This is a genomic window from Streptomyces sp. GESEQ-35 (assembly GCF_017948485.1).
In the GTDB taxonomy this organism is placed as follows: domain Bacteria; phylum Actinomycetota; class Actinomycetes; order Streptomycetales; family Streptomycetaceae; genus Streptomyces.
In genome coordinates, this window is record NZ_JAFFSX010000027.1 from 71,065 (window position 1) to 95,763 (window position 24,699).

General features: G+C 70.5%; 16 protein-coding genes. 4 read left to right on the forward strand and 12 right to left on the reverse strand.

Features of this window, described 5'->3' with window-relative positions; all coding sequences use genetic code 11:
- Positions 1-28 precede the first annotated feature (28 nt).
- From KCH87_RS37820 to KCH87_RS37835, 4 genes are all read right to left on the reverse strand, one after another.
- Positions 29-1,423 carry an MFS transporter gene (locus tag KCH87_RS37820; RefSeq protein ID WP_210592391.1) on the reverse strand — a complete coding sequence of 465 codons (1,395 nt, stop codon included), beginning with the start codon at positions 1,421-1,423 and terminating at the stop codon, positions 29-31.
- A gap of 129 nt (positions 1,424-1,552) precedes the next feature.
- Positions 1,553-2,821, reverse strand: coding sequence for an FAD-dependent monooxygenase (locus tag KCH87_RS37825; protein ID WP_210592392.1), 1,269 nt, complete (start codon positions 2,819-2,821; stop codon positions 1,553-1,555).
- 57 nt (positions 2,822-2,878) lie between these two features.
- On the reverse strand, positions 2,879-3,910 hold the full coding sequence (locus tag KCH87_RS37830) for a hypothetical protein (protein ID WP_210592393.1): 1,032 nt from the start codon (positions 3,908-3,910) through the stop codon (positions 2,879-2,881).
- A 367-nt stretch (positions 3,911-4,277) separates the two neighbouring features.
- Complete coding sequence (locus tag KCH87_RS37835; protein ID WP_210592394.1) at positions 4,278-5,489, reverse strand: MFS transporter; 1,212 nt, start codon at positions 5,487-5,489, stop codon at positions 4,278-4,280.
- Between the two features lie 143 nt (positions 5,490-5,632).
- On the opposite strand from KCH87_RS37835, the gene KCH87_RS37840 reads away from it, so the two are divergent.
- Positions 5,633-6,718, forward strand: a complete 1,086-nt coding sequence (locus KCH87_RS37840; protein ID WP_210592395.1) for an AraC family transcriptional regulator — start codon at positions 5,633-5,635, stop codon at positions 6,716-6,718.
- A gap of 5 nt (positions 6,719-6,723) precedes the next feature.
- Here KCH87_RS37840 and KCH87_RS37845 read toward each other — a convergent pair whose 3' ends face one another.
- Genes KCH87_RS37845 through KCH87_RS37855 form a run of 3 tightly spaced genes read right to left on the reverse strand, consistent with a single transcriptional unit; the run spans position 6,724 to position 10,354 of the window.
- Complete coding sequence (locus KCH87_RS37845) at positions 6,724-8,136, reverse strand: aldehyde dehydrogenase family protein (RefSeq protein ID WP_210592396.1); 1,413 nt, start codon at positions 8,134-8,136, stop codon at positions 6,724-6,726.
- Positions 8,133-9,011: an SDR family NAD(P)-dependent oxidoreductase gene (locus KCH87_RS37850; RefSeq protein ID WP_210592397.1), complete on the reverse strand. Its 879-nt coding sequence runs from the start codon at positions 9,009-9,011 to the stop codon at positions 8,133-8,135. The genes KCH87_RS37845 and KCH87_RS37850 overlap by 4 nt, the downstream gene beginning before the upstream one ends.
- The gene (locus KCH87_RS37855) at positions 9,008-10,354 is read right to left on the reverse strand and encodes an NAD(P)/FAD-dependent oxidoreductase (RefSeq protein ID WP_210592398.1); all 1,347 of its coding nucleotides are present in this window, start codon (positions 10,352-10,354) and stop codon (positions 9,008-9,010) included. The genes KCH87_RS37850 and KCH87_RS37855 overlap by 4 nt, the downstream gene beginning before the upstream one ends.
- Before the next feature lie 191 nt (positions 10,355-10,545).
- Between KCH87_RS37855 and KCH87_RS37860 the strand changes: the two genes are divergently transcribed.
- Both KCH87_RS37860 and KCH87_RS37865 read left to right on the forward strand, forming a co-directional pair.
- Entirely contained in the window at positions 10,546-11,169 is a 624-nt protein-coding gene (locus KCH87_RS37860) for a TetR/AcrR family transcriptional regulator (protein ID WP_210592399.1), read from the forward strand.
- 164 nt (positions 11,170-11,333) lie between these two features.
- The gene (locus KCH87_RS37865; RefSeq protein ID WP_210592400.1) at positions 11,334-13,541 is read left to right on the forward strand and encodes an MMPL family transporter; all 2,208 of its coding nucleotides are present in this window, start codon (positions 11,334-11,336) and stop codon (positions 13,539-13,541) included.
- Between the two features lie 39 nt (positions 13,542-13,580).
- On the opposite strand, the gene KCH87_RS37870 is transcribed toward KCH87_RS37865, so the two are convergent.
- Entirely contained in the window at positions 13,581-16,706 is a 3,126-nt protein-coding gene (locus KCH87_RS37870) for a discoidin domain-containing protein (RefSeq protein WP_210592401.1), read from the reverse strand.
- Between the two features lie 656 nt (positions 16,707-17,362).
- On the opposite strand from KCH87_RS37870, the gene KCH87_RS37875 reads away from it, so the two are divergent.
- Complete coding sequence (locus KCH87_RS37875) at positions 17,363-19,495, forward strand: hypothetical protein (RefSeq protein WP_210592402.1); 2,133 nt, start codon at positions 17,363-17,365, stop codon at positions 19,493-19,495.
- A 60-nt stretch (positions 19,496-19,555) separates the two neighbouring features.
- Here the strand turns inward: KCH87_RS37875 and KCH87_RS37880 are convergent, their stop codons facing one another.
- Genes KCH87_RS37880 through KCH87_RS37895 form a run of 4 tightly spaced genes read right to left on the reverse strand, consistent with a single transcriptional unit; the run spans position 19,556 to position 24,616 of the window.
- Positions 19,556-20,557, reverse strand: a complete 1,002-nt coding sequence (locus tag KCH87_RS37880) for a hypothetical protein (RefSeq protein ID WP_210592403.1) — start codon at positions 20,555-20,557, stop codon at positions 19,556-19,558.
- Positions 20,558-20,606: 49 nt separating this feature from the next.
- Positions 20,607-21,887 carry a TRAP transporter large permease subunit gene (locus KCH87_RS37885; protein WP_210592404.1) on the reverse strand — a complete coding sequence of 427 codons (1,281 nt, stop codon included), beginning with the start codon at positions 21,885-21,887 and terminating at the stop codon, positions 20,607-20,609.
- Between the two features lie 3 nt (positions 21,888-21,890).
- Entirely contained in the window at positions 21,891-22,490 is a 600-nt protein-coding gene (locus KCH87_RS37890; protein WP_210592405.1) for a hypothetical protein, read from the reverse strand.
- Entirely contained in the window at positions 22,487-24,616 is a 2,130-nt protein-coding gene (locus KCH87_RS37895; RefSeq protein ID WP_210592406.1) for a hydantoinase/oxoprolinase family protein, read from the reverse strand. Before KCH87_RS37895 ends, KCH87_RS37890 begins: the two co-directional genes overlap by 4 nt.
- Between the last annotated feature and the right edge of the window lie 83 nt (positions 24,617-24,699).

Here is a 24,699-nt window from a genome sequence, read left to right on the forward strand (position 1 = left end):
CAGGGTCCTGCCGTCGTACCCTCTGGGCTCAGATCGCCCGCTCGGGGACGGCCCGGACCGTGGCAACGGGCGTCTCCTCCTCGTCGGCGTCGAGGACCCGGCCCTTCGTCTCCGGCGCCGCGACCGCCATCCACGCGACGGCCAGCAGCACCGCGATCCCCAGCACCGCGAAGGTCATCGGCAGCCCCAGAGCGGGCCACATGAGCGAGCCGAACAGCATCGGGGCGAATCCGGTGAGCGCCCGGCTGACCGAGGAGGCCCAGCCGAAGCCGCTGGCCCGCAGTTCGGTGGGGTACAGCTCCGAGGCGTACGCGTACAGGACGGGAATGGTGAGCTGGATCAGGAAGCCGAAGACGGCGATCGCCACGACGGACCCGGTCGGCATCTCCATCACCAGCGCGAACACGACGAGTGCGAGGGACGCGACCGGCGCCGATACCCCGATGAGCCACTTGCGGCCGACGATGTCGACGAGGGCCGTGGACACCAGCACGCCGATGATGCCGACCCCGCTCATGAGGGTGGTCTTCATGAAGGCCGCCGTGTCACCGAGACCCTCTTCCCGCAGGATCGTCGGCATCCAGCTCAGGGCCGCGTAGTAGACCAGCATGATGGTGGCGAACAGCAGCCAGGCCGCGGAGGTGATGCGCGGGCTGAACCGCCAGATGCGGCGCAGCTGCTCGGCCGCGGCGGCCGGCCCGCGCGGCCCGGTCTCGGCGGGGGGCTCCGGAATCGTGTACGGCACGACGGGTGCTCCGGTGCGGGAGACCAGGTCGTCGATGACCTGCCTGGCCTCCACCTCGCGGCCCTTCTTCGTCAGGTAGATGGGCGACTCCGGGATGCCACGGCGCGCCCAGAACAGCAGCAGCGCGGGCAGGACCATCGTCGCCAGCATCCACCGCCAGTTCCCGTCGACCGCCAGCAGCGCCGTCGACACGAACCCGCACAGCGTGACGCCCACCGGCCACCACACATCGAGCCCGGTCAGGATCCGGCCCCGGTACTTGCGCGGTGAGAACTCGCTCACCAGCGCGTAGTCCACGGGGATACAGCCGCCGAGGCCGATGCCCGCGAGGAAGCGCAGCGCGAGGAAGACGGGGTACGAGGGCGAGAGGGCACCGAGGACGGAGAACAGGGCGAAGATCAGCAACGTGACGCTGAAGGCTTTCTTCCGGCCGATCCGGTCCGCGACCGAGCCCCAGGCGATGGCGCCGACGGCCATGCCGACGAGATTGGCGGTCGCGACGAGCCCACGATCGCTCAGCGAGAGGTCGAAGTGCTCGCCCACGAGCGGCATGAGGAAGCCGTTCAGAGCGATGTCGTATGCGTCGAACAGGTAGCCGAGGCCACCGATGATGAAGATCTTCCCCTGGACGGGCCATTTCCAGGGCAGTTCCTGAACGATCTGATCGCCTGTTTTCACGTTCGCTCCACGGTGTTTCGTGTCTGATACGTGCCGCACGATTGCGGACGCGCCTTTTCGCGGGGCTCCGGCGTGCGGACCGGAAGGTGCGGGGGGTGGCGGTCTTGGGACAGCAGGGGGAGGCCGAGTTCAGCGGCCGAACTGGTAGGAGAACGCGCCGAGATCCGGGTCGTTGAGCGGGGTGCCCGACCACAGCCAGTCGTAGGACAGGTCCGACTCCCCGTCGAAGTTTCTGAGCTTCTCGTCCCTGGCCCGCTGCTCGGGGCCGTCGGGCAAGTGGTAGAAGGACTTGTTGCGCAGTGAGGCGTCCTGGACCATGCCGGCGTGCTTGGCGCGCCGGTCGACATAGCGGCGCAGCGCCCCTTCGATTCCGTCGGCCGTGACCGCGCCGAGCTCCTCGGCCAGTACCGCGGCGTCCTCCATGGCCTGCGAGGCGCCCTGCGCCTGGTAGGGGAGCATGGCGTGGCAGGCGTCGCCGAGGAGGGCGACGCGGCCGTCCATCCAGACGGGATCGCGGCGCCGGTGGTAGAGCGCGAAGGCGGCGACGTCCTCCTTCGCCTTGGACAGCATGGCGGGCACCCGGTCGTCCCAGCCGGGGAACGCGTCCACGAGATCCTGCGCGGTCGCGGACACGCTCCACTTCTCGGCGACCTCGTCCGTGCACGGCACGCACGCCACGACGTTGAGGTACTCGCCGCCGCGGATCACGTAGTGCACGAGGTGCCGGTCGGGCCCGTACCAGATGGTGCTCTGGAAGCGGTCCATGAGCCAGCGCGTCGCCGGGTCGGCGGCGATCAACTCGCCCGGGATCAGGGCCCGGTAGGCCATCTCGCCGGAGAACATCAGGGTGTCGCGCAGGCCCATCAGGTCTCGCACTCGCGAGCGGACGCCGTCGGCGCCGATCAGCGCGTCGCCGGCGTGGCGGCGTCCGTCGTCGGTGACCGCCACCGGACGCCGGGGGTCCGTGCGGTCCAGTTCGACGACCTTGCTCGCGGTGTGCAGCTCCACGACCGGGCCGGGGCCGGCCGGGTCGACGCACGCGTCCAGCAGGATGCGGTGGAGATCGGCCCGGTGGTAATGCCAGTAAGGGGCGTTGAACTGGTCCTTGCAGCGCTGCCCCAGCGAGGTCAGCCCGACGATGCTGCCGTCCTTCCACCGGCGCCGCACCTGGTCCAGCGGCTCGGTGTGGATGGCCTCCATCTGGTGGCGCAGCCCCAGCCCCATCAGCACGCGGCTCGCGTTGGGCGCCGTCTGGATGCCCGCGCCGACCTCGCCGAGCTCGGCCGCCTGCTCCAGGACGGTGACCCGCAGACCACGCTGCCGTAGGGCCAGCGCGGCGGTGAGCCCGCCGAGACCTCCCCCGACGACGGTGACTTCGTACGACTGACTGGACGCCACTCTTCCTCCAACTGGCGGGCGTATACGGGTAGTTCGTGCGCAGGACCGGCGCGCGGTTCAGCCGTCGGTGAGCTTCCCGCCGGTGACGACCTCGACGTCGTCGACGGTGACGGTGCAGCCGCGCATCGCGATGTCGAGGTGGGCGTACGACTCACGCCCGAGGACCGGATGCGGGCCGGTCGACCACAGGAAGTTGCCGGCGAAGGCGCGGGCGTCCATGCCCATCAGGTCGTCCTTGCCGTACATGGCCGTGGCGAACCAGTCGGCGGTGCGCATCAGGCCCCACCCCATGTGGGAGAGGCTGCGCGCCCACTCGTCCTGGGCGTCCTCGAAGAAGGTCGAGAGCAGCTCGGCCTCGGCGCCTCCGGACACCTTCTCGATGTGCCCGCCCGCGATCTGCAGGGTGACGGGGGAGCGGACGTACTCCTTGAAGGGCAGCAGGATGTCGCCCTCGGCGAGCACGATCTGCCCGTCGGAGATCTCCGGCCAGCACAGCACCATCGTGCTGGGCCAGTGGTCCCAGCGGCCCGGATCGTCGGCGAAGCCGCACTGGAACTCCGGCTTGGATCCGGCGAGTTGAACGGTGAGGTCGGTGCCCGCGTCCGAGGTGACCCGCATGACGGACGACCGCTTCAGCAGGCCGACGCCTTCCAGGACCTCGGCCTTGTCGCCCTCCTTGGGGAGGTTGCGGATCAGCACGTCGGGGGCGTCGCAGACGAAGATGATGCGGGTGCCGGCGCGCAGGATCTCCTGCTGGACCGGCGCGTGGATGAAGCCCTCGCGGGTCAGGTCGACGACCAGGTCGGCCGATTTCAGCAGGTCCTGCGCGGTGCTGTCGTTGAGTACGGAGACCAGGCCCGGGCCCGCACCGGTGTGGGTGCTGGGCATCGGCGCGGGGCTGCCGCCCGGCACGGTCGCCGAGATGACATGCGCCCCGCAGGCCTTGGCGGCGCCGAAGGCGGCCGCGACATAGTCGCCGCGGCTGCCGGGCTCGGACAGCACCACGACGTGCTCGCCGCTGCGCACCTTGCACAGCCGCAGCTCGCGGGTGAAGGCGTCGAGCAGGTCGACGGACGAAAGGTCGAACACGGGTTCCTCCAGGGTTCGCCGAGGGGTACCGATCGCGCTCCTCCACGGGCTGCGGACATGGCGCAGACACGCTCCGGGCACGACGACGGAAGGGGAGGGGGACAGACGGGGAGAGGGAAGAAAGGGGGAGCGGGGAGGGGGGACGGGGGGCTGAGGCAGGGCGGAAAGACCCTGCGACACACGAGTTGACCAGCGGTTTCGGGACGGTGGGGTGCCGCCCGACACAGATAATCCGAACACGTACTATCTCGGCTTGGCAAGGGGTCGTGCGCCGAGTTAACACGGTTATTTCATGACGGGCCGTCAGGGAAGTCGCCTGTTTCCGGCCCGACCTCGGCCTCGCGTGCGCATCGCTTCGGGGGGTTTGTTACGCGGTGGTGAACTGTGCGGCCGTGCTCGGCGGCCGGGTGAAATGGCGGGCACCGGCCAGTACGAGAACCGCCAGGGCGGCGGGTGCCGCGTACGCGAGACGGAACTCGCCGGTGGAGCCGAGGAGCCCGCTCGCGGCGCCACCGGTGACCACGCCCGCGTAATTGAAGAGGTTCAGGCGTGCCAGCACCGTCTCGGCGGCGGCGGGACGCAGCCGCGCGGCGGAGGCCAGACACAGCGGGACCAGGACGGACGCCCCCAGACCCACCACCCCGGCCGCGACAACGGCGAAAGGCCAGCTCGGCGCGGCAGCCATGCCTGCCAGGGCGCCCGCGACCAGCAGGGCGGCGGTGCGGACGACCGAGACCGCACCGAACCTCTGCACCAGCCGGTCGGTGCCGGCGCGGCCGACGACCGTGCCGGCCTGGTAGGCCGCGTATGCCATCGGCGCCACCGTGAGGGACGCGGCGAGGGTCTGGCGCAGATAGACCGCCGACCAGGCCGAGACGGTGGAGTCCACGACGTAGACGACGAGGAGGACCAGGCCGAAGGGGAGGAGCCGGAACCACTCGCGGCGCCCCAGCGGTGTGTTCGCCGGAGCGTACGACGGTTCTCCGAGGGAGGGCAGGGCGTGTGTGCGTAGGCACGCGATGACGATCAGGAGGATGCCCGCCTGTACGGCCAGGCCGTCGGCCACGGACCACCCCAGCCGGGCCGCCGCGGCCGTGAGCAGGGCCGCGACGACGCCACCCAGGCTCCATGCCGTGTAGAAGGAGCCGAAGATGCTGCGGCCGTAGGCACGTTCGATCGCGGCTGCCCGGGTGTTGATCCCGACGTCGAGGGCACCGACAGCGATCCCGAACAGGACGTACGCAAAGATGGCGGTCGCCTTGCCGGGGGCCGACCCGATCAGCGTCAGCGCGACGACGGCCGTCAGCAGAGCCCCGCGCATCGTCGCGACGGGACCGGCGACGCGGACCGCGGCCAGACCCAGGAAACTGCCGGCCCCGGCCATCAGTGCCACCGTGACCATCAGGGAGGTGGTCAGGAGCGGAGCCAGTTTCAGGTGTTCGGTGACGGCGGGGACGGTCGTGTACACAGCGGCCACGGACAGGCCCTGCGCGGCGAACGCGAGGGTCGCGACCCTTCGGGCGCCGGACTTGGAGGCGGGGCGCCTGGTCTCCGCCCGGTCTGGAGTGCTGACGGACATGCGCAGAAACGTAGCCAGGCACGGAAGGGCGGACGCAGGACGCCGGAGGCCGTACAGGGGACTCCGGGGGCCACCGGTCACGACCGGACGCGACCGGTGACGCCGGGGCGCTTACGGTGGTCGCCCAGGAGAAGGTGAGTGCGATGTCCGTTGCCTCCGGCCCCGGCCCGGCAGAGCCTCAGGGGACCAGCCGCAGTACGTCGGCGACGATCCAGCCGAACATCCTGCGCTATCTCGTCACGGTCGCCGACGAGCGCGGCGTCGATCTGCGTCCCCTGCTGAGCCAGGTCGGACTGGACGAGACGCTCATGCGCTCGGCCGCGCTGAGGGTGTCGTACCGGCAGGGCAGCGCGGTGATCCGGCGCGCACTGGAGCTCACCGGGGACGCCCACCTGGGACTGAAGGTCGGCGCGGCGCAGCACCTGACCGCGTGGGGCCTGCTCGGCTTCGCCCTGCTGGCCGACGACACGCTGCGGCACGCCATCGAGACCGGCGTCAAGTACCAGAACTTCTCCGGGGCGATGACGGTGTGGTCGACGGGAGTCGGCGAGGACGGCGCCTTCGTGCTGCACGCCGACCTTCCCGACCCGGCCATCGACCCTGGCGTGGCCGCCTTCCTGATCGAGGAGGGGTTCGCCTCCGTGGTCACCCTGTCGCGGCTGGCCGTCGGTCCGGCCTTCGCGCCGAGGGCCGTGGAGTTCTCCGGACCGGCACCTCGCCGAAGCGACCTGTACCGCACCCTGTTCGGCTGTCCGGTCCGGTTCGGTGCCCCGGCCGACCGCATCGTCATCGACCCCGCCTGGGCCCGCGCCCGGATGCCCGGCCGGGATCCGGTGACCTACGCGTCCACCCTGGAGACGCTCGACGCGCAGCTGGCCTCCCGCCACGACCAGCAGGACCTGCTCGAAGTGCTGGAGGTCTCCGTCGCGCAGAGCCTCCCGATGATCCCGTCGTTCGGGGAGCAGGCCCGGCGGCACGCGACGAGCGAGCGGACGCTGCGCCGCCGGCTGGCCGACTGCGGTACGACGTACGAGGCACTGGCCGAGGGGGTGCGCCGGGAACGCGTCGAACAGCTGCTGCTCCGCCCGGAATTGACACTGCGCGACATCGCCCGCCGGGCGGGATTCTCCGACGAGCGGGCGCTGCGCCGCGCGGTACGCCGCTGGCACGGCACCTCGCCGGTGGAGCTGAGGGAGCGGATGCTCCAGGAGCCCGGGCACATGGAGTGATCGGGTCAGCGGGTACGGATCCAGACCGTCTTCTCCCGGGTCCACTGGTCGAAGGCGTTGGTCGACTTCTCCACACCGCCGAATCCGGACTGCTTCCAGCCGCCGAAGGGCGTCGTGATGTCGCCCTCGCTGTAGGCGTTGACGGAGACCACGCCCGCCTCGATGCCCCGGGCCAGCCGCAGCGCGGTGTCGAGGTCGCGCGTCCAGACCGAGGCGGCGAGCCCGTACTCGGTGGCGTTGGCCATCCGCACCGCCTCGTCCTCCGAGGTGAAGGTCTCGACGGTGACCACGGGACCGAACAACTCCCTGGTGAGGACGGAGCTGCCGGCAGGGGCGCGGGTGATCACGGTGGGCGGGTAGAAGGCGCCGCGCGGAGGCAGCCCGTGGGGGAGTCCCCCGGTGTGGATCTGGGCTCCGCCGGCCCTGGCGGCCTCCACGGCGCCCGCTACCCGGTCGAAAGCGGCGTGGTCGATGAGCGGCCCCATCCGTGTGCGCGGGTCGGCCGGATCACCGATGACGAGCTCCCTCGCCGCCGCCGTGAACCGCTCCACGACCTCCTCGGCGATGCCGCGGTGGACCAGGACACGGGAGCCGGCCGTGCAGTTCTGACCCATCGTCAGGAACGCGGCCTCGATCATGTCGCCGATGAGCTCGTCGCCGTAGGAGAGCGCGTCCGCCATCAGCACCTGCGGGCTCTTGCCGCCCATCTCCAGTGAGACGCGCTTGAAGTTGCTCTCGGCGGCGGACTTGAGGATGCGGCGGCCGGTCGCGGTGGACCCGGTGAAGGAGAGCGCCTGCACGAGCGGGTCACGGGCGAGAGCCGCACCGGCTTCCCTGCCGTACCCGGGCAGCACCCCGAGCACCCCGTCGGGCAGGCCGGCCTCGGCGGCGAGTGCGGCCAGGTGCAGGGCCGAACGCGGGGTCGCCTCCGCGGGCTTGACCAGCAGACAGTTGCCCGCGGCCAGGGCGGGACCGACCTTCCAGGCGGTCATCGCCAGGGGGTAGTTCCACGGGAGGATCGCGGCGCCGACCCCGACCGGTTCGCGGGTCATGAGACCGAGACCGTCCGGCCCGCTCGGCGCGAGGCGGCCGAAGACCTTGTCGGCCGCCTCCGCGAACCAGCGGATCGACTCGATCGCGCCGGGTACATCCCCCGTACGGCACTCCGTGATGGGCTTGCCCGCGTCCTCGCTGTCCAGCCGGGCGAGGATCTCGGCGTCGCGTTCCATCAGGTCGGCCAGGCGCAGCAGCACCGCGCTCCGCTCCCGGGCCGGCAGCCGGGACCACACCCCGGAGTCGTGGACGCGTCGGGCCTGTTCGGCGGCCTTGGTGACATCGTCGGCGCTCGCGGCGGGCAGTGTGGTGATCGGCTCCCCGGTGGCGGGGTTGACGACCTCCAACGTCTCGTTCGTGGTCATGCTTCCTCCACCAACTCCCAGCGGCCGTCGGTCTGCCGGGCCAGTCCGCGGCGGCGGAGTTCCTCCAGATAGCGGGCCATGCCGCGGTCACCGCGCCTGCGGAACAGCGGGAAGATCCTGGGCAGCAGGTTCGGTACGAGCATCGCGAACCGCACCAGACGGGACTCGCCGGGCCGGGGGTAGGCCTCCAGGCGGGGCTTGTCCAGCAGGCTCACCACGGCCGCGACGACATCGGCGGGCTGCTGCGGCGAGTCCTGGAACTGCATGGAGTTCCCGCCGTCCACGGCCTCCTGGCGCAGCATCCGGGTGTCGGTCGCGGACGGGAGGACCGACCCGGCCAGGATGCCCCTGCTCCGCAGGTCGAGGCCGATGGCGAGCATCGCGCCCCGGAGCCCGAACTTCGAGGCCGTGTAGATCGGGGTCTCGCCCAGCGGGAAGATCCCGCCGAGGGAGACCGTGGTGACCACCCGGGCGTCCCGGGAGGCCTTCAGCAAGGGGACCGCGATCCGGGTCGCGACCAGCGGGGAGGTCAGGTTGAGGGTGATCTCCCGCTCGATGCTCTCGACGCTGCGGACGTCGAAGCGCTCCGAGCTCGTCATGCCCACGTTGTTCACCAGTACGTCGAGACGGCCGTAGGCGTCGCCGACCAGCTCGAACACCCGCTCCACCTGGGTGCGGTCCATCAGGTCGCAGCCGATGCCCAGGTGCCCGGAGCCGGGCAGCTCCGCGGCCACCTTCTCGGCACGGATCCCCTCGAGGTCGACGACGACGCAGCGGGCGCCGCCGGAGGCGAAGCGGCGGCACAGGGCACTGCCGATGCCGCCGGCGCCACCGGTGACCAGCATGACCTTGTCGGAGAAGTCGAACCGGCTCATGCCGCCGCCTCCGCACGCCGCAGGGACCGCACCGGCGGCGGCTGGCCCTCGGTACGCCAGCCCATCCGGCCGGCGACCTTGCCGAGGTACTTCACGAAGGCACCGCTGTCGACGTAGCCGGTGTGGCGGGGCGAGGCGACGAACTTCAGCCCACCGGACAGATCCGGACGGTCGGCGCGGATCATCTGGGTGAACCGCTCGGCGTTCGGCAGCCGGTGCCGCGCGTCGTGCACATACCCGGCGATCAACTGGGCCTGGGTGTCGAAGAGTTGGTAGGCGCCGGAGTTGGTCTCGATGAACCCGATGCCGAACAGGCCCTCGTGCTCGCGCGAGAACGACGACAGGTACAGATCGGGGTGCTGCTCGTCACCGAAGTACCGCTGCGCGACCGGCACTTTGTGCACGTAACCCGTGGCCAGCAACACGAGATCGAAGTCGTCGCTCGTGCCGTCGGTGAAGTACACGGTGCTGCCCTCGGTGCGGGCGATCCCGGGTTTGGCGGTGATGTCGCCGTGCTGGAGGTGGTGGATCAGCATCGAGTTGATGGCCGGGTGGGTCTCGAACAGCTTGTGGTCCGGCTTCTGGAGCCCCAGCCGCGTCGGATCGCCGTTGACGATCCGCAGGAGAGCACCGAAGACCCGCTGAGCGAGCCACATCGGCAGCTGCGGGCCGCTGTTGGCGATGGTGTCCACCGGCCGCCCGAACAGGTGCTTGGGAATGAACCAGTACCCGCGCCGCATGCTGATCACCGCGTGGTCCGCGGTCCGGGCCGCGTCACACGCGATGTCGCAGCCGGAGTTCCCCGCACCGACGACCAGCACCCGCTTGCCCCGCAGCTCATCCGCACTGCGATAGCCGGCGGTGTGCCGGACCTCCCCGCTGAACGCCCCAGGAATTTGAGGGATGTTGGGGTGCCACTGCGCGCCCGTACACACCACGACCTGCCCGTGCACGCTCTCCCGCCCGTCGGCCCGGGTGACGGTCCAGGTGCCGTCCGCGTTCTTCTCGACATCCGCGACGTCGACACCGAACTCGATCCGGTCCGTCAGCCCGTAGGAGTCGGCGAAGGAGCGCAGGTACGACAGGATCTGCCGGTGCGGCGGATAGTCCGCGAAGTGCTCGGGCATCGGGAAGCCGCCGAACCCCGACAGGGTCCTGCTGGAGATGAAATGGGCCGACTCGTACATCGGGCTGCCGGGATTCTCGATGTCCCAGATTCCGCCGGGCCCGGTGTGCCGCTCCAGATGTGTGTACGGCAGATTCCGCTCCGCCAGGGCCCTGGCGACCGCCAGCCCGGCAGGTCCCGCCCCGATCACACACGTATCGAACTGGCTCGCTTTCATGAGCCCGCCTCCTCGTTCATCCCACGTCATGGGTGTTTGAGGAAACGTATTCACCTGCCGTTCAGCGGGAACTGACCCGCGCGGCCACAGACCGGACCTCAGCGGCCGCGCCGCCGCCACGGAGTCCGTCTGCGCGAAGCCTGACGTGTTCGGGTGACTTGTTCATCGGACTAAGTCGATACGATGGGGGCATGGCTCACGTTTCCGCGGCCGAGCGCCGCCCCCAGCTGATCAAAGCGGCCATCGACTTCATGACCAGGGAAGGCGTCGCGGCCGGCAGCACCCGTGCCATCGCCGCCGAGCTGGGGGTGGCCCAGGCCACGGTGCACTACACCTTCGGCACGAAGGAAGGGCTGTACCGCGCCGTCATGGAGCAGCTCACGCAGGATCTGGTGGCACAGGTCGAGCGGGCCGCGCCGGCCGACGGCGGTTTCGAGGAGACGGCGAGTGCGCTGGCGGCCGCACTGTGGCGGACGGTGCGGGACCAGCCCGCAAGCCATCAACTCCTCACGGAACTGACCATGTTCGCGCTCCGCTCCCCGGCCCTGAGCGAGGCTCTCGAAGCCCATCACCGGGGGGTGACCGAGGTGACCGCAAGGCTGATCACCGAGGCGGCCGAACGCACCGGCCAACCTCTCGCCCAGCCCGCCGAGACGATCGCGCGGTTCTTCCTCGCCGGCTTCGACGGGCTCACGATGCAGCACCTCTCGCTCCCCGACGAGAAGGCCGAGCACACCTGCCTTCAGACCTTCGTGTCCGCGGTGGTGGCCATGGCCGGGGATCGGCTGGAGCTGGTGCCCGTGCCGGTGAGCTGATGTGAGCTGAAACAGCGAAGGGCGCGCTCGTACCGTACGAGCGCGCCCTTCGCCGTGGTCAGCCGCGTGCGTGGATGAGGAGCGCATCACGGTCGAGCGATAAGGTCGGTCGACTTGAGCGGGTGATAAAGTCGGTCCATCGATACCGTTCGAGGGAGTTCGTCATGGCCGTCCTGCTTCACCGGCTGGGCCACAGCGCCTACCGTCACCGCAAGCTCGTCCTGGGCGTATGGCTCTTCGTGCTGGCCGCGCTCATCACCTGCGTCAGCGTCTTCGGCGGCAAGCTCGACGACCGCTTCTCGGTGCCGGGCACCGAGTCGCAGCGCGCGTTGGACAGCCTGAGCAAGACCCTTCCCGAAGCCTCGGGCGCGAGCGCCCAGATCGTCTTCACCGCACCCGAGGGCCACCGGATCACCGATGCCCCCTACACGGCGGCCATCGCCCGGGCCCTGGCGGAAGCCAAGAAGGCGCCGCAGGTCGGCGACGTCCTCGACCCCCGGACCTCCGGCGCCGTCTCGGCCGACCGGACGACGGCCATCGTCCAGGTCCAGTACCCCGTGCAGGTCGCGGAGGTCCGTACCTCATCGGTGGACGCGATCGAGGACGCGGCCCGAGGGGCGGAGAAGGACGGCCTGCGGACGTCGGTCGGAGGCTCCGTCTTCGGCAGCAAGGGCGTCCATGTCGGCCCGTCGGAGATCATCGGCGTGGCCGTGGCGCTGCTCGTCCTCGTCGTCACGTTCGGATCGCTGCTGGCCGCCGGCATGGCACTGCTGCCCGCGCTGATCGGTGTGGCAGTCGGCCTGGCCGGGCTGCTCGCGCTCGCGCCCGCGGTCAGTATCTCCTCCACGGCCGTCACCCTCGCCCTGATGCTGGGCCTGGCCGTCGGCATCGACTACGTCCTGTTCATCCTCTCGCGCCACCGCCAGCAACTGGCCCGCGGCACCGATCCGAAGGAGTCCGTCGCACTGGCCGTCGGTACGGCCGGCAGCGCCGTCGTCTTCGCCGGTACCACCGTGATCATCGCGCTCGCCGCGCTGAGCGTCATCGGCATCCCGTTTCTGACCACGATGGGTCTCGGGGCCGCCGGAGCCGTCCTCATCGCCGTACTGGCCGCGATCACCCTCGTCCCCGCCGTCGCGGGATTCGCCGGCACGCGGCTCGCACCCAAGCCCGGCAGTCGAGCCGCCCGGCGGGCCGCCGACGCCGAGGGCTCCACCGGCCGCACCACCCTGGGTACCCGCTGGACGAAGTGGGTCATCGCCAAGCCGCTGCTGACCGTGCTCGCCGTCGCGGGCATCCTGGTGACCCTCACCCTGCCCGCCCTGGACCTGCGTCTGGCCCTTCCCGACAACGGCTCCGCGCCGCACGCCTCCACCGAGCGCAGGGCCTACGACACGATCAGCGACAAGTTCGGCCCCGGCTTCAACGGCCCGCTGCTCGTCCTGGCCGAGACCAACGACGGTACGGCTGCCGCGAGTTCACAGGCCGGCGCTCAAGTCGCCCAGAAGCTGCGGACCCTCAAGGACGTCGAGGCCGTGCTGCCGCCCCAGCCCACCGGCGACCCGACGCAGAGCGTCATCACCGTCCTCCCCGCCTCCGGCCCCGACAGCGTCCGTACCGACCGACTCGTCCGCGACATCCGCGAGGCCGCGCCCGAGATCCGTGGCACCACCGGCGCCTCGGTCGCGGTCACCGGCACCACCGCCGTCAACATCGACGTCTCCAACCGACTCAGCGACTCCCTGCTGCCTTTCGTCGCGATCGTCGTCGGCCTCAGCCTGCTCCTGCTGATGATCGTCTTCCGGTCACTGGTCATCCCCGTCAAGGCCGCCGTCGGCTTCCTGCTCTCGGTGGGTGCCTCGCTCGGTCTGGTCGTCGCCGTCTTCCAGTGGGGCTGGCTGGCCGACGTCCTCGACGTGCCCCACAGCGGTCCGGTCGTCAGCTTCCTGCCGATCATCCTGATCGGCGTGCTGTTCGGACTGGCCATGGACTACGAGGTGTTCCTCGTGTCCGGGATGCGCGAGGAGTGGGCCCACACCGGCCGGGCCCGCCAGTCGGTCGTCGACGGCGCGCGGCACAGCGTGCGGGTCGTCACCGCGGCCGCCCTGATCATGTTCACCGTCTTCGCCGGGTTCTTCCCGCTGGACGACTCCCTCATCAAACCCATCGCGTTCGCCCTGGCCGTCGGCGTGGCCATCGACGCCTTCGCCGTCCGTATGACGCTCGTACCGGCGGTACTCGCTCTCGCGGGCCGGGGTGCCTGGTGGTTGCCGGCCTGGTTGGACAGGATCCTGCCCGACCTCGATGTCGAAGGAAGCAGCCTTCAGAAGGCGGCACCGGCGGACCGCAAGGAACCTGAACTCGTTTCCTGAGCCGCTGATCCGGCGGCGCTTCTGCTGAACAGGTCGCTCCTACTCAATGGTGAGAGCGACGAGTGAGGCAGGGTGCGCGGCCGATGTGATCACCCGTAGCGCCACGTAGCGGGCGCGGCTGTCGGTCCGCAGGACGCCACGCGCCGACAGCCGCGCCGCGCCACTGTACGTACGGCCGTCCAGGCTGAACTCGACCTGGGACGCCGGGGGTCGGCCCCCTCGCCACTGAGTCCGGATCTCGGTGATGTGCTGTTCTGCACCCAGGTCGACGACCATGCGGCCGGCGGGACCGGGCGACCATGCGGTGCCCGCGTCGCCGTCGACCGCGGCCCCGGGGTCCGTCATACCGGGCGGCAGAGGTGCGGTCGGGAAGGCGGTGCGGCCGAGTGCCAGGTCGGCGAGCGGATACGCCGTTCCGCGCGGCACGGTGACGGTGGTCGTACGGCCCGCATGGACCGTGGCATCGACGCTCTTGCCCTGCGCCGAGACGGTGACGCGGCAGGAGGGCCCGGTGAGTCGTACGGTGCGACCGTCGCGCACCTCGGCGCGGAGCCCTTCGGGAATGCGGGCGCCGGAGAGGACGATGCGTGGAGGGGCCAGGGAGGCTGAGGCGGCGGGCAGTTCGGCATGGAGGGCCGTGCCCGATGCGGTGACGGTCTGAACGCCTTGGTAGAGGCGGATTCCCTCGGCAGCCGAACCCGGGATCGTCACGGTGGTGGTCACCGGGGCCGAAGAGAGGTTGAACAGGCTCAGGTGGTGGTCGGTGAGGGCCGCCTTCACCTGCGCGGACTCCGTCGACGGCGTCGTGCGGGCGGCCGCGGCACGCAGTTCCTCGGGTGTCGCGCCGGGGAGCGCCTCGACCAGCACGCTGTCGGCCGGTCCGTCGGAGAGGACGACTGTGTCGCCGTACACCGAGAGGGGGTTGGCGCCGCCGCGTACGACGAGCCCCGCGCGGCCGTCGACGTCCAGCCACCCGCCGCGGCTGGTGAGGTCCGGCCGCGGCCAGGCGGCCAGCGCGGTCCACTGCTGCCCGTCGACCGAACCTTCCAGCCGGTACGCACGGCCCGCCGCGGCCTCCCAGCGCAGCGTCACCCGGTCCACGTCCCGGGAGGCGCCCAGGTCGACCGCGATCCAGCTGTCCGCCCGTGGACGGTCCGCGCGCGACACCGCCCAGCGGCTTGTGGCGTCACCGTCGACGGCGAGCGCGGGCTCCTTGCCCGGGTCGAAGGAGGAGGCGGAGGCTGCCACCCCGGCCTCGCGCGTCAGGTCGCCGCCCGACGCTCCGTCACGTATCTCGAAGGCGTACAGCGAATAGCCGTACGCCGGGTCGGGACGCACCCCGAGCATGCGCAGAAAGCGGAACCGGCCGCGGGGAAAGGCGAGTTCGTCGACGCGCGGTCCGGTGGACGTGCCGGCGTCGCTCCCGGCCGCGACCGTGGTGCTGCCCTCGGCCACCCGATAGGTGCGATGGCCGTCCAGCCCCGGCATCCCGGGCATGGCCAGGTTGCGCACCTCCAAGTGGCCCTCGCCGTAGGCCGTCCCGGAGGTCGCATACACGACGGCGCCCGACGGCAACGTGGTGAACCCGGCGTACCCGCTGTCCAGTGTGAGCAGGCTCGCGCTGCCGTCGAACCCGTCCCGCAGCCGCGTCGCGTACGTGATGACCGAACGCCCGGTGACCTTGGCGCCGGTGCTCGGCAGGAACATCGGTGTCGTACCGCTTAGTGCGAACAGCCAGTCGTCATGGGCCGGTTGCCAGGCGAACTTCACGAAGCCGGACTTGCTGACCACACCGGACCACGCGCCGGGTGACTGATGGGAGACGAGGCCGGGACCCGAGCCGTGGTCGGTGACGCCGCTCGCCTGCTCGAAGAGCTCGCGCTGCGACAGGGGGCGCACGGGTGCCTGCCCCGACCGGGCCCGCCACTCGTGCAGCAGGTAGCTGATGGCCAGTTCGGCCCGGGCCTCCGGCTCGTACTTGGGCTCGCCCGAGAACTTCGCGAGGCGGTACTGCGGCGGGTACGCCTGATACGCCTCCAGGCGCTCGGCCAGCGCCAGTTCACAGCGGGCCGCCGCCCGGTCGCCGACGACCTGGGCCAGGAAGGCGAGCGGGATCACGTCCCGGCCGTAGAGGTGCTCGCGGTCCGCGACCATCGGCATCAGCGGCTCGCCCGCGTCGCTCATCACGCCGAGCAGGGTGCGCCACAGCGGCCCGGCATTCGGCTGCGCCGTGAGCACCTCGGGCAGGGCGCGGCCCGCGAGGAGGAAGTGGGCGCTGTTGCGTCCCGAAGTACGCCAGAGCTCTTCCTGGTAGTGCGGGCCGAACGAGCCGTGGTTCTCGACGATGAACGTGTCGTACAGGTTCTGCGCGGTGTTCGCGCTGACGGCGACCCCGTCCACGCGGGCCGGGTTGGCGAGATCGGCGGCCGGCAGGCCCGCCTCGTTCCGGCCCCACCGGCCGAACGCGTCGCGCCAGGCCCCGTACCGCGGATCGTCGCTCGCCCAGGCCAGACCGGGGGCCAGTGACTGGGTGTAGACCCCCATCTCCTCCAGCTTGGTGTCGCCCTCGAAGCCCCCGCTGAGGCCATGCGGGGTCCAGTCACCGGAGTCGGGATCATCGCCCGTGCCCAACTGCGCGGTGTACTGCGCCTGTTCGCGGACAATGGCGTCCACGTCCCGGCGCGTCGCCTCATCGAGGTCGTCCCACAACAGGCGGGCCGCGAGCACGAAGTACGACTGGAACGTGGTGTCCCAGAACAGCTTCCGCCCCCACTGGGTGCCGCCGGCCAGCCGGTTGGATGCCGCGAAGTGCTTCACCGTGGCCAGGGTCCTGGTGCGCAGGGTGTCCTTGTCGACTCCGGCGCGCTCGTCGTCGTACGCGCCCCGGGTCAGCAGCACGGCGTTGCCGAGTACGACGGCGAAGCCGAAGTCCTTGTCGGTGTAGTGGCCTTGGGCCGGGTCCCATTGCCCTTCCGACCATCGAGTGTGGGAGAGCAGGACGCGGTAGTACGTGTCGGAGACGGGGTCCTCTGCGGGGGCGGCCGTGGCTGTCGCGGCGGAGGCCCGGGCCGAACCCGAGGTGAGCGGGAGGCCGGTCACGATGCTGGAAGCGCCGAGCAGCTGCATGGCTCGACGGCGGGTGAACCCCACGGCGTGCTGCGACATCGACGCAACCCTTTCGACAACGTTGTCAAGGAGTCTGGTCATTTTGCGGCTGCACCGTGAGCGCGTCAAGGCTCTCGGCACCCCTCGCGGCACCCGGCAGATCACGCGTGACGATCGGCGCACGCGCATCCCTGGCCCCATCGAGCAGTTCCTGCGGCACCGTTGACGGCCGGTCGAACGACACCTAGGTTTTCAGGTGACGAAAGCGCTTGCAGCCGCCCGACGTTCACCCCGCACGGTCCATTGGGCCGCGCTCCAGTGCCATGTCGGTCGGCCGCCCGGTGGAGAGTTCCTGGCGATGATGCGCACACCGCGATCTTCTTCCCGGGGCCTTTCCGGGGCGTGATGGAAACGTTGTCATGATGTCCGGCCGGTGACCGCGGACGTCGGTCCATGGCCTTTTGGCCGGCTGCTTCGCACGCACTGCCGGGAGGTCAACTGCCCAGATTGCTGACAACGATGTCAATGCCACAGTCCCTGGAGGCAACGTCATGACAAGACCCAGCGTCCGCCGCGCTCGATCGGTTCCTGCCCGGGAGGCCTCCTGACCGGGCCGCTTCTTGCCGGGGCCGCCTCCTTCCCGGCCCACGGGCCTTTGCCGTCACGCCCGTTGAACTCCGTACCGAGCCTCCCTCCGACGAAAGGTGATCTTCGCCATGTCTCCTGTGAGCCGTCGGCTCTTCCTCGGCGGGGCCTCGGCCGCCTTCCTCGCGGCAGGCACCCGGTCCGCCGCCGCGGTGTCCGACACCATCCGCCGCAGATCCAGAGACTGGACCTTCGAAAACGACTCCCTGCGCGCCACCGTGACCTACCAGAACGGCGGAATCCAGCTCACGCGGCTGCTCAACAAGCGGGCCGGAAGCGACTACCTGAGCGCCCCCTCGTTGCTCTTCGCCCATGAACTCGACGGCGCCGACACCGTGCGCGCGGACGACGGAGGCTGGCAGCTGGGAGCGACGACCAGGGAGCTCATCGCCGTACGCACGAAGGAGAGGTCCTGGCGGGTCGGGGAGCGCATCCACATCCCCCTGCACAGAACCACGCCCCGCCCGTTCCGCGTCACCCTGGTCTTCGAGATCTACGACGGTGACGCGGGCCTGCGCTACTTCACCCTCGTACGCAACGAGGACGCGGTCCGCGAACTCACCCTCACCCGCTCCACCGTGATCGACCTACCGCTGCCCGACCAGCCGCACACCCTGCACTACGTCCCGAACATGAAGTGGTTCAGCACCCGCGGCTCGCTGAGCACCGAACCCGTCGGCAGGTCCTGGCCGAAGAAGGCCCTCACCGTGTACGACACCGGGCACGGCTGGAGTGTGAGCCCCGAGCTCAACTGGAAGACGCAGCGGGGCAACGGCAACTACCCGACCGACTACATGCTGCCGCCCTTCGCGGGGATCAACGCCTGGCACCAGCAGGACACCGTCTCCGTGGACACGCACCCCGAATCGCTTCGGCTGACGCTGCTGCCCGGCGAGGAGTTCGAGTACCTCGCGGTGAACCTGACCGTGTTCAAGGGGGATGTCGTCGACGGAAAGATGGCCGACGAACTGCACTTCCGCAAGCGATTCAAGTACCACCACACCACCACGCTCTTCCACCAGAACGACTGGGACTACCGCGGCGGCCCGGGCCATGAACTGCCCGCCGGCTACTACTACGACACCGTCATCCCGCAGACCCGGCGGGCCGGCCTCGACATGGTGATGCTCGACGACTACTGGAACACCACGCGCGACTCCATCGAACCCAGCGACTCCATGAAGAAGTCCATCACCAGCCTGGCCACGCTCTCGAAGACCCTCAAGGACAACGGACTCGGCTTCGGTCTGTGGTTCTCCCTGACGGGCGACGGCCATCTCAAGGGCCGCGACCTCGCCGACCCGGCCCAACTCGCCCACAAGAGAGCCCAGATCGAGACGCTGCTCAACGACTACGGCGTCACCCAGCACATGATCGACCTCACCGAGTACTGGCAGAACGAGCAGACGACCGCCTACTCCCGCGCGGGCGACAACGTCTATCGCAAGGCCGTCCTCACCAGGTCGATGCTCAACGACCTGGTGACGAAGAACCCTCAGTACCTGCCCAAGCTCACCAGCGAACTCGATATCGCGCCCACACAGGGCGACCGCAACAACGGCCTGCTGCACATCGCGTACAACGGCTGGAACACCTCCAACGGAGGCGTCACCGGCGAGGACCTGTCGCTGCGCACGGCGCTCACCGCGTTCGGCCATCTGCCGATGGGGGCGACGTACATGAACGGCGGCAAGATGACCGGCCGGATGGAGGACTACTACTCCTACATGGCCGTCCGGGCGGTCAAGTTCGGCCAGGACCCCGGCGACGCGACCAAGTGGCCCGAGGCGGCGGTGAAGCTGATGGGCGTCTTCAACGCCTGGCGCAGACAGCCCGAGATCACCGCCCTGACGGACGGCCAGTTCCTGCCGGTGTACCTGGGCCAGGGCTGGGACACGACGGACTGGGACAGCGGCAAGGGCCCGTACGTGTGGATGTGGGCCGACGCCCGGCGCCGCACCGCACTCCTCATCGCGACCGCGGCCGGCACACCGCAGACCACGGTCGACGCGAAGGTGCGCTGGCTGGAGGACCGTACGACCTACACCGTCACCGACACCACGATCGACGACGACGGCAGCCAGGCCCACGCCGTGAAGGGGGAGTTCACCGGTGAGCGGCTGCGCACCGAGGGACTGCCGATCGACCTGTCCGAGAACACCTCGAAGGGCAAGGCGTTCTGGCTGGAGGCGGTGGTGCGGTGAGGCGTCGGGTCGCTCCCCGGTGACGCGTTCCGGACGTCACCGGGGAGTCGACCTGCCGGGTCAGCCCCGGGCCAACGCGATGACCCCCGCGAGCCTCTCTCCCGCCTCGTAGATCATGTACGGGACGCCCCCGTCGGTGCCGAAGGTGGGTGCCGCGGCACGCCCGTTCTCCGGGGCCGCGCTGCGCGAGTTGTAGAAGACGCCGAGGTGGTTGCGCTTGGTGAAGTCGTTGCCGACCTCGGTGATCATGATGTCGCCGCCGCTCTCCTTGTCCTTGTTGTAGACGACGTAGGTGCTGTTGTTGCGGTAGAGAAGGTGTGGGCCGCCGACGTTGACGGCGCCGACGTCGCCGTGCCGGATGAGCGGCTGCTGGTCGTAGGCCCAGGTTCGGCCGTCGGCGGACCAACCCCAGTGGATGTCACGGTGGTTGGTGGTGTTGTTGAGCATGAACACCATCACGTAGCGGGCGCCGTGCGAGGGCAGGTCGTGGCGGAAGACCCGGGCGTACGACGTCTCGTTGGTTCCTGCCGGGAGCATGGATGCCGACAGCACGACCTTGTCGTACGTGAAGTGGATTCCGTCGGTCGAGCGGGCGAGGCGGGTCGTGGTGTTCTCGCCGTGGAAGTACAGCCAGAACTCCCTGGCGTCCGCGTTCCACAGCACGTGGGGGGACGAGACATGGCTGACGGAGTAGTGCGGGGACCAGTTGTTGCGGACGATGGGGTTCGACGGGTACTCCGTGAACGGCCCTTCCAGCGAGTTGCCGTAGGCCAGGCAGATCCCACCGGGCGCGTCGTGCGGCGCGTAGTACAGGTAGTAGCGGCCGAGCGGGGAGCTCAGCTTGTCGTAGACGCCTCGGATGCAGGGGAAGATGATCTCGCCGGTGGGGTTGTACTTCAGCTGAGACGGCGTCAGAAGGGTGCGGACGTACGTGTAGTCGGGGAATCCGCCGGGCGCCGCGGCCGCGGGCTGGGCGCCCAGGGCCGTCCCGACGGTGAGGGCGGCTCCGGTGGCGGCGGTGGCGCGCAGGAAGAGACGCCGGTCGAGGTGGGGCTCGTGCATGGTCGGCTCCAATGCCAGATGGTCGTCGCGGCCCGGACGGGCCGGCGGTTCAGAGGTAGGTGGCGGCGGTGACGCACAGGCCGCCGAGGGCGACCGCCCAGACGTACGGCAGGGTGCGCACCATGACCTGCTGCGGAGTGACGCCCGCGTACTGGGCGCTCCACACGGTCTGAGTGCTGGTGGGGTCGGCGACCCCGAAGACCTGGTTGTACGACGTGGTCATGCCGAGGACGGCGGCCGCGGGGTAGATGCCGGTGGCGATGAGGACGCCGGCGATACCGGCGCCGAGCCCGAACACGTTGAGGGGGCCGCGGTAGAGGCACAGCGGGACCAGGAGCGTGAAGACGAGGACGAACAGCACGGGGTTCTGCGGACTGACGGACTTGACGAGCGGTTCGAGCGCGTCGACGGCGCCGGGCAGTTTCACGGCCGCGAGCAGGATGCCGATGGCGACGAACAGGGTGATCGGCGGGGCTGCCACCTCGAAGCCGCCGTACAGGGTGCGCAGCAGCCGCTTGTTCATCCCGCCGGGCCGGGTCGTGGTGACCAGTGCGTACAGGACGCCCGCCAACAGCGAGGGGATGATGGCTAGTTCGAAGCCCAGGGCGAGGACGAGCGGGACCGCGGGGGCGAGCAGCGCGTACCAGGGCGCGTCACCCAGTTCCTCACGCCGTGAACGGGGCTTCGGCTCAAGGGACTTGAGCGACCAGGTGTGCTCGGTGCCACGCCGTCGAGTCTCGACGAGGACGTACGCGAGGGCGGCCGCCAGCGCGAACGGGAAGAGCTTCACCATGAAACCGCGCACGGTCGGGATCGGCAGTTCCAGCGCGGTGGAGAAGAACTGCCACACCGGCAGCTCGAAGGGGATGCCCACGGCGATGCCCATCAGCACCGTGCCCGCGGCGGTCACCTTGGGCACACCGACGGCGATCATGGCGGGGATGCCGATGATGCCGGCGAGCATGGCGGCGGGTGCCGATCCGGTGACCGTTCCGACGAGTGCGGACACGGCGAGGACGCCGAGGGCCACCACGGTCGGGCGGTCACCGCCGAACTCGACGATCTTGCGGACGAGTGTGCCCGCGATACCGGTCTCGTCGAGGAGCTTGCCCAGCCAGGACCCCAGAATGATCGCGATCATGGTGGCGGCCAGGGCCGGCGCGCCTTCCTGGAGAACGGTGTCCAGCACGCTGTTCTCGCCGGTGAGCGGGGCCCCGGCGAGGAAGGCGATGACGACGGCGAGCAGCACCAGCGCGAAGGCGGTGGGCAGTCTCCGGGTGAGCATCAGGGCGACGCCGGCCGCCATGACGAGAAGGATGACGACACCCATGGGTCAGTTCTCTCTTCCGGGCGGGGTGAGCGCCGCACCGAGCGCGGCGGTGAGGAGCAGGGGGCTGCGGCCGAGTCCGCAGACGGTTCGGGCGTAGGCGTGCGCGGCGACCTCCTCGGCGCCGGCGACATGGCCGGCCATGCGGAGGCGTCCGACGCGCAGCACGGTGTGGTTGAGCGCCTGCTTGAGCGCGGCCTTCGCCGAGCCGTGGTGGAAGTAGGCGTGCACGGCCTCGTGGGCCAGCGCGGCCGCGCGCACCGAGCCCGGCGGGTACCAGGCCCGCCAGCCGCGGGCGTCGACCAGCTCCTCGGCGAGGGCGAGCGTGTCGGTGTAGAGCTCGATCGTCGGGGGCCGCGACGTGTAGCGGGCGAGCAGCATCCGCTCCAGCCCGCCGTCCCGCTCGACAACGCGGGCGGTGGACGGGACGGGAGCGAGCCGAGACCCGAACTCATCGGCCCTACATGCCCATCGGCGCAACAGCTCGCGGTCACGACCCTCGTGGGTGGGGGTGGCGGCCAGCAGCCGGACGGCCCATTCAACGTCGTCGACGGACGCAGGATCCGTCAACTCCCGGTCTTGGAGGGTGGGTTCGGTGGTTGTCATGACCGCACCTCCAGAACTGCGACCACCGGCTCGTCGGCTGCGCGGGTGCGCAACTCGCTGTGGGCCAGCGCGAGCAGTGGCTGGGGGTCGAGGACGCCGGACAGGTCGGCGATGCGGGAGCCGAGCAGCAGCCGCAGGGCGGGAGCGCGTACTCCGCCGTCGCCGTACGAGGTGGACTCGCCCACCAGCCGGGCGAGCACCTCTGGGGCGCCGGCCGCGGTGGTGGTCTCCACGCGGGCGTCGGCGGCGTGGTGGCGTACGACGCCGTCCACGTCGACGATCCGTATGGGGCGGCGGGCCGGCCGCAGGCGGCGGCGCGTCTCGGTGCCGTAGACGGTGTGGGCGGCGGTGCCCGCGAGGACGTGGACCGCCGCGGGGTCGGTCTTGAGACTGGCCGCCGCTGCACGCAGGCGCTCGGTGTCGTCGGCTCGGTGGGACCGGTCCTGGGTGCGCAGTTCGGTGGCGCCGGTGGCGACCGCGCGCACGGTGTTGGTCTGCGGGTCGACGGTGACCTCGACCTCGACGCCTTCGGCGGCGGCGCCCTGGGCGACGACCGCCCGCTCCGCCTCGGCCCGGACGGCGAGGATCTGTTCCTGCGTGGCGCCGGGCACGATCCGCTCGATCTGTTCCCGTACGAGCGCCAGGGCGACCCCGATGGGGCTGATGACCTCGTTGTGGCGGGCGATCCGGCCCTCCATGCCGCTGGTCTCGGCGAGGTGCGGGGTGACGGACGCGGCACCGCCGCCTCCACCGACGAGAATCGCCGTGTCCTTGTCGAGCCGGTAGTCGCGGATCATGGCGTCCACCACCGTCTTCACCCGGTCGATGCCCGCGTCGAGGATCCGCGCGGCCGCGGTCGCGACGTCGGTGCCGAGCACGGCGGCCAGCGGCGCGATCGCGGCACGCGCGCTCTCGGGGTCGCAGCGGGCGAAGTCGCCCTCGGGGACGCGGCCGAGGGCATTGGCCGCACAGGTCATGGTGACGGCGAACCGCCCGCCCGCCGCGTCGAGCACGGCGTAGTCGGCGGGGTCGCCGTCCATGGGCCGGACGGTGTCCACGCGCGCGTCGCGCAGCTGGTCGGCAGAGGCGAAACAGGCGTACGGCAGTCCCGCGATGTGGGCGCTGCGTGGTCCCACGCCCGTCACCCGGCCTTCGCCGATCCGCACCATGGAGCCGCCGCCGACACCGACGGTGCGCACGTCGAGGGCGCTCAGATACGAGGTCTTGCCGAGGATGGTGGCGTGCCGGACGGCGACCTTGCCGCGGCGTACGACGCTGATGTCGGTCGACGTGCCGCCGGTCTCCAGGAAGACGCCCTCGCTCACCCGCTCCTGCATCAGCGCGCCCGCGACTCCGGCGGCCGGTCCCGACAGGACCGTCAGGAGCGGCCGGCGGCGCATCTCGCCGAGCGCCATCACACCGCCGTCGCAGCGCATCACCATCAGCGGCGCGGTCACGCCCGCCTTGGTGATGGAGGCGTCGACGAGGTCGGCGGTGGCCAGCATGCGGGGCAGGATCGCCGCGTTGACCACGGCGGTGCGGGTGCGCTTGTGCAGCCCGTACAGCGAGGTGATCTCGTGCGCGGCGGTCATCGGCAGCCCGTACGGCCGTGCCGCGTCCAGCACGGCCTGCTCGCCCTCGGGCCGGTCGACGCTGAACGGCTGGCTGGCGACGAGGACTTGAGTGCCCTCGCCCTTCAACTCCTCGACGGCGCTGCGGACGGCTGCCGTGTCCTGGGGGTCGGCGACATGCGCGTAGGCGAGCGGAAGCCTTTTGCCGGGGGCGAGTTCGAGCTTTCCGAGCGCGGCGAGGCGGCGGGTGAGCACCGCCGCGGGGCCGGTCCCGATGCCGATCAGTCCGACGGTCGCCACATCGCCCTCCAGGAGGGCGTTGGTAGCCTGGGTCGTGCCGTGCGCCAGGAAGGCGACATCGGCCGGGGCGCAGCCGGTCTGCTCCAGCAGCCGGTCGAGCGCCTCGACGATGCCGTGTGCGACGCCGTCCTCGTGATGGTGGCTGGTGGGGACCTTGACCTGCCCCAGGAGTTCGAGGGTCGTGGCGTCCACGGCCACGGCGTCGGTGAAGGTTCCGCCCACGTCGATGCCGACGCGGATGCGGTGTGTGTTCATGTCCGGGCACCTCCTTGTGCTGGATCGGTTCGCGCGGGCGGTCACCGGGCGGGGCGGGTGGAGCCGCCCCGCCCGAACTCCCG